This window comes from Gibbsiella dentisursi (genome assembly GCF_039539505.1).
GTDB lineage: Bacteria > Pseudomonadota > Gammaproteobacteria > Enterobacterales > Enterobacteriaceae > Gibbsiella > Gibbsiella quercinecans.
In genome coordinates, this window is sequence record NZ_BAABDG010000003.1 from 464,772 (window position 1) to 475,823 (window position 11,052).

The 11,052-nt window shown below is 56.6% G+C and carries 10 protein-coding genes and 1 tRNA gene; 7 read left to right on the forward strand and 4 right to left on the reverse strand.

Going from position 1 to position 11,052, the window contains the following annotated elements; translation table 11 throughout:
• Positions 1-173: 173 nt before the first annotated feature.
• Positions 174-794, forward strand: coding sequence for a TIGR04211 family SH3 domain-containing protein (locus tag ABFX35_RS12745; protein WP_121555440.1), 621 nt, complete (start codon positions 174-176; stop codon positions 792-794).
• 179 nt (positions 795-973) lie between these two features.
• Positions 974-2,200: a multifunctional CCA addition/repair protein gene (locus tag ABFX35_RS12750; RefSeq protein ID WP_279025638.1), complete on the forward strand. Its 1,227-nt coding sequence runs from the start codon at positions 974-976 to the stop codon at positions 2,198-2,200.
• 98 nt (positions 2,201-2,298) lie between these two features.
• On the opposite strand, the gene bacA is transcribed toward ABFX35_RS12750, so the two are convergent.
• The gene (gene bacA, locus ABFX35_RS12755) at positions 2,299-3,123 is read right to left on the reverse strand and encodes an undecaprenyl-diphosphate phosphatase (RefSeq protein WP_095847171.1); all 825 of its coding nucleotides are present in this window, start codon (positions 3,121-3,123) and stop codon (positions 2,299-2,301) included.
• A gap of 280 nt (positions 3,124-3,403) precedes the next feature.
• Positions 3,404-3,763 carry a bifunctional dihydroneopterin aldolase/7,8-dihydroneopterin epimerase gene (gene folB, locus ABFX35_RS12760; protein ID WP_095847170.1) on the reverse strand — a complete coding sequence of 120 codons (360 nt, stop codon included), beginning with the start codon at positions 3,761-3,763 and terminating at the stop codon, positions 3,404-3,406.
• A gap of 107 nt (positions 3,764-3,870) precedes the next feature.
• Between folB and plsY the strand changes: the two genes are divergently transcribed.
• On the forward strand, positions 3,871-4,503 hold the full coding sequence (plsY, locus tag ABFX35_RS12765; RefSeq protein ID WP_095847169.1) for a glycerol-3-phosphate 1-O-acyltransferase PlsY: 633 nt from the start codon (positions 3,871-3,873) through the stop codon (positions 4,501-4,503).
• Positions 4,504-4,540: 37 nt separating this feature from the next.
• Here plsY and tsaD read toward each other — a convergent pair whose 3' ends face one another.
• The gene (tsaD, locus tag ABFX35_RS12770) at positions 4,541-5,557 is read right to left on the reverse strand and encodes a tRNA (adenosine(37)-N6)-threonylcarbamoyltransferase complex transferase subunit TsaD (RefSeq protein ID WP_346081450.1); all 1,017 of its coding nucleotides are present in this window, start codon (positions 5,555-5,557) and stop codon (positions 4,541-4,543) included.
• A 302-nt stretch (positions 5,558-5,859) separates the two neighbouring features.
• Here tsaD and rpsU point away from each other — a divergent pair, with 302 nt between their 5' ends.
• The 3 genes from rpsU to rpoD all read left to right on the forward strand — a co-directional run bounded on the left by rpsU (position 5,860) and on the right by rpoD (position 9,943).
• Entirely contained in the window at positions 5,860-6,075 is a 216-nt protein-coding gene (gene rpsU, locus ABFX35_RS12775) for a 30S ribosomal protein S21 (protein WP_001144069.1), read from the forward strand.
• 123 nt (positions 6,076-6,198) lie between these two features.
• Positions 6,199-7,947, forward strand: coding sequence for a DNA primase (gene dnaG, locus ABFX35_RS12780; protein WP_346081452.1), 1,749 nt, complete (start codon positions 6,199-6,201; stop codon positions 7,945-7,947).
• 157 nt (positions 7,948-8,104) lie between these two features.
• Positions 8,105-9,943, forward strand: coding sequence for an RNA polymerase sigma factor RpoD (gene rpoD, locus ABFX35_RS12785; protein WP_279025620.1), 1,839 nt, complete (start codon positions 8,105-8,107; stop codon positions 9,941-9,943).
• Between the two features lie 101 nt (positions 9,944-10,044).
• Here the strand turns inward: rpoD and mug are convergent, their stop codons facing one another.
• Entirely contained in the window at positions 10,045-10,548 is a 504-nt protein-coding gene (mug, locus tag ABFX35_RS12790; protein ID WP_095847165.1) for a G/U mismatch-specific DNA glycosylase, read from the reverse strand.
• A gap of 143 nt (positions 10,549-10,691) precedes the next feature.
• Here mug and ABFX35_RS12795 point away from each other — a divergent pair.
• A tRNA-Ile gene (locus tag ABFX35_RS12795) sits at positions 10,692-10,767 on the forward strand.
• The last annotated feature ends 285 nt before the right edge of the window (positions 10,768-11,052 follow it).

Sequence of the window (11,052 nt, forward strand, 5' to 3'; positions counted from 1 at the left end):
ATTCGTTGGCGCTTAAGCCTGCAAACTGTAGAAAAAACCTGTTACGCTGTAAAACGCGGCGTAACGCACAGAATCCGCTACAGTAAGACAGTTCTCATTCCGGTTTTAGCGTTGCGCCGTCACACTGAAGTCTCTACTATCGTTCCATAAATTCACACAGAAACGATGAACTAATGCAGAAATTACGCCTAATTTGCCTCGCGGTGCTGAGCTTCAGCATCACTTGGGGTGCACACGCCGAAGAGAAGCGCTATATCTCTGATGAATTGAACACTTACGTCCATAGCGGCCCGGGCAATCAGTACCGCATTGTCGGGACGCTGAACGCTGGCGACGAAGTCACGCTGTTAAGCGTAAATAATGAAACCCATTACGGCCAGATCCGCGATGCCAAGGGCCGCAATATCTGGATCCCGTTGGATCAGCTTAGCGAAACGCCAAGCCTGCGCACCCGCGTGCCTGAACTGGAACAACAGGTAAAAACCCTGACCGACAAGCTGACGAACATTGATAACAGCTGGAACCAGCGCACAGCGGAAATGCAGGAAAAAGTCGCCGCCAGCGATAGCACCATCAGCGGCCTGAAGCAGGAAAATCAGGATCTGAAAAACCAACTGGTGGTCGCGCAGAAAAAAGTGAATGCGGTTAACCTGCAGCTTGATGACAAACAGCGTACCATTATCCTGCAATGGTTTATGTACGGCGGCGGCGTTGCAGGCGTCGGCTTGCTGCTGGGGCTGCTGTTGCCGCACCTGATCCCGCGCCGTAAAAACAACAACCGCTGGATGAACTGACTGGCCTGTGCTGGCCAGGGGCATGGTTCGGCGCCCTCCTTGTTCAGGCCAGCATCAATCCCGCTTTCGCGTTCCGAGCGCCAGGCCGTCACCCACGGCTGGCGCTGCGGCGTTTTTATCCGTGCGGATAATTCAGGTAAGCTGTGGCGCAGAGCGGCGATAATTTCAGGAGTGCAACAGTGCAGATTTATCTGGTTGGCGGCGCAGTCCGCGACAGCCTGCTTAAGCTACCGGTGGTAGACCGCGACTGGGTTGTCGTCGGCGCCACGCCCGCGCAACTGCTGGCGTTGGGTTACCAACAGGTGGGTAAAGACTTTCCGGTGTTCCTCAATCCGCAAACCCATGAAGAATACGCACTGGCGCGCACCGAGCGTAAATCCGGCCAGGGTTATACCGGCTTCACCTGCTACGCCGCACCGGACGTCACGCTGGAAGAAGACCTGCAGCGGCGCGATCTGACCATCAACGCCATCGCCCAGGCGCCGGCAGGCGAACTGATCGATCCTTACGGCGGCGTGCAAGATCTCAACGCACGGCTGCTGCGGCACGTTTCTGATGCCTTTAGCGAAGATCCGCTGCGCGTTCTGCGCGTGGCCCGCTTTGCCGCGCGCTTTGCCCATCTGGGCTTCACCCTGGCGCCGGAAACAGCGGCGCTGATGCGCAACATGGCCGATGGCGGCGAACTTTCCGCACTGCCCGCCGAGCGCGTGTGGAAGGAAACGGAAAAAGCGTTGCAGAGCCAAAGCCCGCAGGTTTACTTCCAGGTATTGCGCGCCTGTGGCGCTCTGCAGGTGCTGTTCCCCGAGATCGACGCGCTGTTTGGCGTGCCGGCGCCGGAAAAATGGCACCCCGAAATCGACACCGGCATCCACACGCTGATGACGCTGGCAATGGCCAGCCGCCTCAGCCCGGAAGTGGACGTGCGTTTTTCCGCCCTGTGCCATGATGTGGGCAAAGGACTGACGCCGAAGCAGTTTTGGCCGCACCACCATGGCCACGGCCCAGCCGGGGTGAAACTGGTGGAGGCGCTATGCCAGCGGCTGCGCGTGCCAAACCCGATTCGCGATCTGGCGATGCTGGTGGCGGAATACCACGATCTGATCCACACCGTGGATAAGCTGCGGCCGGAAACCCTGTTAAAACTGTTTGATGCGATTGATGTATGGCGCAAGCCACACCGGCTGGAGCAGATGATCCTGACCAGCGAGGCCGATGCCCGCGGCCGCGCCGGTTTTGAAGAGAACCCGTACCCGCAGGGTGACTATCTGCGCGCGGCCTTTCAGGTTGCCAATGCGGTTTCAGTGAAAGAGGTGGTGGCCAGCGGCCTGCAAGGGCCGGCGATCCGCGATGAGCTTAAGCGCCGGCGCCAGCAGGCGTTGGCCGCCTGGAAAACCCAGCAGGCCTGACGGCGGCGCAGCCCCAATGGCCTGAATGCAAAAAAGCCAGTCAGTTAACCTGACTGGCTTTTTTTTCCGCCAACGCTACCTTGCGTTGCCGTTTGGCCTTACATAAACACCACGTAGACCGCAGCCGCCACGATAAAGCGGTAAATTGCAAACGGCACAAACGAAATACGCTTGATCAATTTCAGGAAGGTTTTAATGGCAATCAGCGCCACCACGAAGGCGGTGATAAACCCAACGGCAAACATCGGCACGTCGGCCAGCGAAAGGAACCCCAGGCTCTTGTACACATCCAACGCGCTGGCGCCAATCATCATCGGCACCGCCAGGATGAACGAAAACTCAGAGGCCGCATAACGGCTAACGCCCACCAGCATCCCGCCGGAAATGGTGGCGCCAGAGCGCGAGAACCCAGGCCACAGCGCCAAACACTGGAAACAGCCGATCATGAACGCCTGGCGGTAAGTGATGTCATCCAGCCCAACGGCGCGTGGCTTTTTAGGCTTCAGCCATTCCGCGGCCAGCAGCAGGAAGCCCCCCACCACCAACGCATACATCACATTGCGCGGCTCAAACAGCGATTTAATCACCGAGTGGAACACCAACCCCAATACCACCGCCGGGATCATCGCCAGCAGAATATGCCCCAGCTTCAAACGCCCTGCCGTATGCCCTTCATGCGCTACTGGCTTGCCGCCGAAATGAATGCCGATCAGGCCGAACAAACGGCGCCAGAACATCACCACGACCGCCAGGATCGAACCCAGCTGGATAATAACTTCAAAGGTTTTCGCTTTGTCGCCGGTAAAGCCAAGCCATTCACCGACGATGATCATATGCCCGGTAGAGGATACCGGCAAAAACTCCGTTAACCCTTCAACCACCCCAAGAACAAATGCCACAAACAGTGAATGCATGTCCGCCATGTGTGCGCCTACCCCATAAATTTACAGCTAGAAACATAAAATCCGCCCCCGAAGAAGGCGGCATTACTTTCCCATCACGGGAAAAAACCGACGGAACCCACCCTTGCGCACCTTAAACCGCACGCCCACAGGGCCGCAAGCTGGCGCTACGCGCCGGCCGCTAACACAAGCATAGTAACGGCTAACAATAAAAAAGCGGCAGTATTCAATACATTGCCGCTAAACAATTCTCTATTCAGAGCAGAATAATTACCGTTAGTTGCACATTCATGACAGGCCATCACGCCGGGCGGGTGCCCCGTTCGATGATCACGCCCACGCTGCGGGCGTGCGCCACTGCTCCTGGCTTGCTGACCTTAATACGTACCCAAGGGGAATTAAAGCGTTGAAGCAATATTTCAGAAATTTCCTCAGCGACGCGCTCCACCAAAGCAAAGCGCCCGCCCTCAACGTGTTGGACAACGGCGTCGCAGATATCGGCATAGCTCAAACAGTCGTTTACGTCATCACTGGCGGCCGCCCGGCGATTGTCCCACCCCATTTCGATATCGAAAACCAGCTTCTGGCGGATGGTCTGCTCCCAGTCATAAACGCCGATGGTGGTGATTACAGTAAGTTCTTCAATAAATACGATATCCATCACGTCGTTCTCTGTTTTTAGCCTTGCCGGATACCACTTCCAGCGGAATATGCGTATTATCCATAGATATCACGAGCAAAACGACCATTATTAAACGGAACCGCGTTATGAGTGCTACCGCGCTTGGCATGATTATCTTCGCGTATCTCTGTGGCTCTATTTCCAGCGCGATCCTGGTATGTCGGATCGCCAGGCTGCCCGATCCGCGTTTACATGGCTCAGGGAACCCAGGAGCGACTAACGTCCTGCGCATTGGCGGCCGCCTGGCGGCGGCATCGGTGCTAGTGTTCGATATATTGAAAGGCATGTTGCCGGTCTGGCTGGCTTACGAGCTTGAAATACCGCCGATGTACCTTGGCCTGACGGCCATCGCTGCCTGCCTTGGCCACATTTACCCGATATTTTTCCACTTCCGCGGCGGGAAAGGCGTTGCCACCGCTTTCGGCGCTATTGCGCCAATCGGTTGGGATCTGACCGGCCTGATGACCGGCACCTGGCTGCTGACCGTGTTGCTCAGCGGTTATTCCTCGCTGGGGGCGATTATCAGCGCGCTGATCGCCCCTTTTTATGTCTGGTGGTTCAAACCGCAGTTCACCTTCCCGGTGGCGATGCTCTCCTGCCTGATCCTGATGCGCCATCACGATAATATCCAGCGCCTGTGGCGCGGGCAGGAAGGAAAAATCTGGAATAAGCTGCGCAAGAAGAAGCCAGAAACGCCGGAAGAAGAAACCAAGAAGTAAACGGCAGGGCCGGCGTTCGCCAGCCCTGCATAGCGGCTTATACCGCAGGCAGTTCGGCCAGTGGCCAGCGCGGGCGGACGGAAACGCCAAGCGTGGGGCTGATGCCGCCGCTTTTCAGGCGCACCAGCCCGGCGTAGGCGATCATCGCGCCGTTATCGGTACAAAACTCCGGCCGGGCGTAAAACACCTCCCCACCGCGTTTTTGCATCATTTCCGCCAGTTTGCTGCGCAGCGTGCGGTTGGCGCTCACGCCGCCGGCCATCACCAGCCGGGTAAACCCGGTTTGCTCCAGCGCGCGTTTACACTTGATCGCCAGCGTATCCACCACCGCATCCTCAAACGCGCGGGCGATATCGGCGCGGGTCTGCGCATCGCTGCCGTTGCCGCGAATGGTATTGGCGGCAAAGGTTTTCAGGCCGGAGAAGCTGAAATCCAGCCCGGGGCGATCGGTCATCGGGCGCGGGAACACAAAGCGCCCGGCGTTGCCCTGCTGGGCCATTTTGGACAACATCGGGCCACCGGGATAATCAAGCCCCAGCAGTTTGGCGGTTTTATCGAAGGCTTCGCCGGCCGCATCGTCGATCGATTCCCCCAGCAGGGTATATTGGCCGATGCCGGTCACGCTGATCAGTTGGGTATGGCCGCCGGAAACCAACAGCGCGACGAATGGGAAGGCCGGTGGGCTATCTTCCAGCATCGGCGCCAGCAGGTGCCCTTCCATATGGTGCACTGGCACTGCGGGCACATTCCAGGCAAACGCCAGCGCGCGCCCAACGGTGGCGCCCACCAGCAATGCCCCCACCAGGCCCGGCCCGGCGGTGTAGGCGACGCCATCAATATCCGCGGCAGACAGGTTAGCTTCTTTCAGCGCCGCCTGAATCAGCGGCACGGTTTTGCGCACGTGATCGCGCGAAGCCAGCTCCGGCACCACGCCGCCGTAGTCCGCGTGCAGTTTCACCTGGCTGTACAATTGGTTAGCTAACAAACCGGCCTGATCGTCATACACTGCGATTCCGGTTTCATCGCAGGACGTTTCTATACCCAGTACTCGCATCACATTTCCCATCATTCACAGGCGGCCGCCAGTTTAGCACAACCGCGCCCGTTTACCGCCCCCCAGCGCAACGGGCCAGATGCGTAGCCGATATATTTTCCCGATTAAAAGCGAGCAATTTTTTCTGATTAGTCTATAATCAGCGGCCATTGCAAAATTGCGTGCGCCAGTACGGTATGGGCTGGTAGGAATTTGTCATGGTGCTTTACAAAGCAGCACTCATTGGAGTAAAATTCCGCACCATTTTGAAAAGGCTGGCGCTTGGCCAGCAACAAACCGAATTCTATTGAGGTGAGAGGCACATGCCGGTAATTAAAGTACGTGAAAACGAGCCATTTGACGTTGCACTGCGTCGTTTCAAGCGTTCATGCGAAAAAGCAGGCGTTTTAGCTGAAGTTCGTCGTCGTGAGTTCTATGAAAAACCGACCACCGAACGCAAACGCGCTAAAGCTTCTGCTGTTAAACGCCACGCGAAGAAACTGGCTCGCGAAAACGCACGCCGCACTCGTCTGTATTAATTCCCTGGGGGTAACCCCACCGCGTGTTTTATAAGCGCAGACCGAGTAGTTGTATACGAAGGCCGTGCTTTCCGTAAGGAATGCGCGGCTTGTTCTCGTTTATAGGCAGTCGAATAAGGGCTTATGGCTGGACGAATTCCACGCGTATTTATCAATGACTTGCTGGCTCGCACCGACATCATCGATTTGATCGATGCCCGCGTGAAGCTGAAAAAGCAAGGCAAGAACTACCATGCGTGCTGTCCGTTCCATCATGAGAAAACCCCTTCATTCACCGTTAACGGCGACAAGCAGTTTTACCACTGTTTCGGATGCGGCGCCCACGGTAACGCCATCGACTTTCTGATGAATTACGACAGGCTGGATTTTGTCGAAACCATCGAAGAGCTGGCCACCATGCACGGGTTGGAAGTGCCGTACGAAGCAGGCACTGGCCCCAGCCAGATAGAACGCCATCAGCGCCAAAGCCTTTACCAGTTGATGGAACAGCTAAGCGCATTCTATCAGCAGGCGTTGGTTCAACCCAACGGCAAGCAGGCGCGTGATTACCTGCAACAGCGTGGATTGAGCGAAGAGGTTATCTGCCATTTCGCCATCGGCTTTGCCCCGGCCGGTTGGGATAACGCCTTAAAACGCTTTGGCCGTGATGCCGAAAGCCGCAGCGCGCTGAACGACGCGGGCATGCTGGTCAACAACGAGCAGGGCCGCACCTACGATCGCTTTCGTGAGCGCGTGATGTTCCCCATCCGCGATAAGCGCGGGCGGGTTATCGCCTTCGGCGGGCGCGTGCTGGGCGACGGTATGCCGAAATACCTGAACTCGCCGGAAACCGAGGTTTTCCACAAGGGCCGCCAGCTTTACGGCCTGTATGAAGCGCAGCAGAGCAACGCAACGCTTTCGCGCCTGCTGGTGGTGGAAGGCTATATGGACGTGGTGGCGCTGGCGCAGTACGGCATTAATTACGCCGTTGCTTCGTTGGGCACCTCAACAACGGCAGACCATATCCAACTGCTGTTTCGCGCCACCGATAACGTCGTCTGCTGTTACGACGGCGACCGGGCCGGCCGCGAGGCCGCCTGGCGTGCGCTGGAGACCGCGCTGCCCTACCTGAACGACGGGCGGCAGATGCGGTTTATGTTTTTGCCCGACGGCGAAGACCCGGACACATTGGTGCGCAAGGAAGGCAAAGACGCATTCGAACAACGGATGGAGCAGGCGCAGCCGCTTTCCACCTTCCTGTTCGAAACGCTGATGCCGCAGGTGGATTTAAGCAGCCCCGACGGCCGCGCCAAGCTGAGCGCGCTGGCGCTGCCGCTGATTGGCCAGGTGCCGGGTGAAACGCTGCGCCTGTATTTGCGCCAACAGTTGGGCAGCAAACTGGGCCTGCTGGATGACAGCCAGCTTGACAAGCTGATGCCCAAACAGACGGAAAATGCGAATACTTATCAGGCGCCCCAGCTAAAACGCACAACCATGCGTATACTGATAGGGTTGTTGGTACAAAATCCGCGTTTGGCTACACTTATTCCTTCATTGGAAGGTTTAGGGCAAGCCAAGCTGGCGGGTTTGCCGTTATTTGTTGAGCTGGTGCATACCTGCCTGGCCCAGCCCGGCCTGACCACTGGCCAGTTGCTGGAGCTGTATCGCGATAACAAATTCAGCCAGCAGCTTGAAACCCTGGCGACATGGAACCATATGATCGTCGAGGACATGGTCGAACAGACCTTTTTGGATACGTTAGCCAGCCTGTATGACTCCGTGCTGGAGCACCGGCTGGAGACGCTAATCGCGCAGGCAAGAACGCGCGGCCTGAGCCCGGAAGAACGTGAAGAAGTCCGTTCGCTAAACCAGGTTCTGGCGAAGAAAAACTGAATATTAAACGGCTTAAGTGCCGAAACGTGTGCGGGCCGAGCCCCACAAAATGCCGCTAGGGTGGGCCGCGGCTATAACAAAAACGCCCCAAATGCTATTGTTGGCGGTTTCGCCGACCGACACCAACCCAAATACTCTGAAGTGTGGATACCGTCTTATGGAGCAAAACCCGCAGTCACAGCTTAAGCTACTTGTCACCCGTGGTAAGGAGCAAGGCTATCTGACCTATGCTGAGGTCAATGACCATCTGCCGGAAGATATCGTCGACTCCGACCAGATCGAAGACATCATCCAGATGATCAACGACATGGGCATCCAGGTGATGGAAGAAGCACCGGACGCCGATGATTTGATGCTGGCCGAGAACACCACCGATACCGATGAAGATGCGGTAGAAGCGGCCGCCCAGGTGCTTTCCAGCGTTGAATCCGAGATCGGCCGTACTACCGACCCGGTGCGCATGTACATGCGTGAAATGGGTACCGTTGAGCTACTGACGCGCGAAGGCGAAATCGACATCGCTAAACGTATCGAAGACGGTATCAATCAGGTGCAGTGCTCCGTAGCCGAATACCCGGAAGCCATCACCTATCTGCTGGAGCAGTATGATCGCGTTGAAGCAGGTGAATCGCGCCTGTCCGATCTGATCACCGGCTTCGTCGATCCTAACGCGGAAGAGGACATCGCCCCCACCGCCACCCATATCGGTTCGGAACTGTCGACCGAAGATCAAGATGACGACGAAGAAGAGGAAGACGACGACGACGATGCTGACGACGATAACAGCATCGATCCGGAACTGGCGCGCCAGAAGTTCACCGAACTGCGCGATCAGTACGAAACGACTCGCCTGGTCATCAAGAAAAACGGCCGCAGCCACGCCAGCTCCGCAGAAGAAATTCTGAAACTGTCGGAAGTGTTCAAGCAGTTCCGCCTGGTGCCAAAACAGTTCGACTTCCTGGTCAACAGCATGCGTACCATGATGGATCGCGTGCGTACCCAGGAACGCATCATCATGAAGATGTGTGTTGAGCAGTGCAAAATGCCGAAGAAAAACTTCGTCAATCTGTTCGCCGGCAACGAAACCAGCGACGCCTGGTTCGCAGCAGCGCTGGCGATGGCCAAACCGTGGTCTGAAAAGCTGAAAGACGTTGAAGAAGACGTTCAGCGCAGCCTGCAGAAACTGCGCCAGATCGAAGAAGAAACCGGCCTGACCATCGAGCAGGTAAAAGACATCAACCGCCGTATGTCCATTGGCGAAGCGAAAGCGCGCCGGGCGAAGAAAGAAATGGTTGAGGCTAACCTGCGTCTGGTTATTTCAATTGCCAAGAAGTACACCAACCGCGGCCTGCAGTTCCTGGATCTGATTCAGGAAGGCAACATCGGCCTGATGAAAGCGGTCGACAAGTTCGAATATCGCCGTGGTTATAAGTTCTCCACCTACGCCACCTGGTGGATCCGCCAGGCGATCACCCGTTCCATCGCCGACCAGGCGCGCACCATCCGTATTCCGGTGCATATGATTGAGACCATCAACAAGCTCAACCGTATTTCGCGCCAGATGCTGCAAGAAATGGGCCGTGAACCAACGCCGGAAGAGCTGGCTGAACGTATGCTGATGCCGGAAGACAAAATCCGCAAGGTGCTGAAGATCGCCAAAGAGCCAATTTCGATGGAAACGCCGATTGGTGATGACGAAGATTCACATCTGGGCGATTTCATCGAGGACACCACCCTCGAGTTGCCGCTGGATTCCGCAACCTCTGAAAGCCTGCGCTCGGCAACACATGATGTGTTGGCCGGCCTGACCGCGCGCGAAGCGAAAGTGCTGCGCATGCGTTTCGGTATCGATATGAACACCGACCATACGTTGGAAGAAGTCGGTAAACAGTTCGACGTTACCCGTGAACGTATTCGCCAGATCGAAGCCAAAGCGCTGCGTAAACTGCGCCACCCGAGCCGTTCGGAAGTGCTGCGCAGCTTCCTGGATGACTAAACGCGTTTAACGCACGAAAACCCCGGCCTGCACCGCACGCCGGGGTTTTTTATGGCGGGCGCCCTGCCCGCACCTTCGGGCCAACCGCTCCCGGCAATGCTTTATTGCCGACTTTCCAGCGCGGTGGCCAGTTGGCGATAGCTTTCGCTAAGCTGCTCCAGCGTGGCGCGGTTAAGCCCGCTGGGGTTCGGCAACACCCAGACCTCGGTTTTGCCTATCGTCAGCGCCTGGCGCCCCCAGGGCACCTGACGGACGCCAAAGGCGCTGCTGAACGCCTGTTTGCCCAATACCGCCAACGCCTGCGGTTGGTACTGCAGCATCTTGGCCTTTAGCGCCTCGCCGCCGGTGCGCAGTTCGTTACGCGCCAGTTCACTGGCTTCCACCGTCGGGCGTTCCACCAGCATAGTAATGCCGCAGCCGGTGTCCAACAGGTGCATTTCCTCTTCCGGCGCCAGCTGCCGCTCGGTAAAACCGGCCAGGTGAATCACCTTCCAGAACCGATTATTGGCGTTGGCAAAGTGGTAACCGTGGTGCGCCGTGGAAAGGCCGGGGTTAATGCCGCAAAACACCACGCGCAGGTTGTTCGCCAGAATATCGGTAATCATCATTCTTCCCATTGATACGATTTACCGTGGTTATCGCAAAATCCGCCTGCAATTACAACAAGCTAGAAATGCTCATAAAAGCAACATCCGATAGCGCTACTGTAGACCTGTACCAAAAGATTACCGTATAATCACGCCCGCACGGCCCCTTAGCTCAGTGGTTAGAGCAGGCGACTCATAATCGCTTGGTCGCTGGTTCAAACCCAGCAGGGGCCACCAGATAAAATAAGGGCTTGCGTGAAAACGTGAGCCCTTAGTCTTTCCAGCATACCGCAAGCAAGTATAAGCAGGTTTCCGCTAAACTTTTATCGACGCCGTTCTGAGTTTTTCCACTCAAATGCACTAGCATCTGTTTCACGCACAACCAAATACCCCAAATGAGGTATTCCCGTGTTCAGGTGTATCTTGATACACTAGCCTTATTGTTACGATATAACATAACAATCACTATCTACTCCGTCGATGCCTATCGCAGGCCGGGCGAGATAACGGCTACCCAATGTT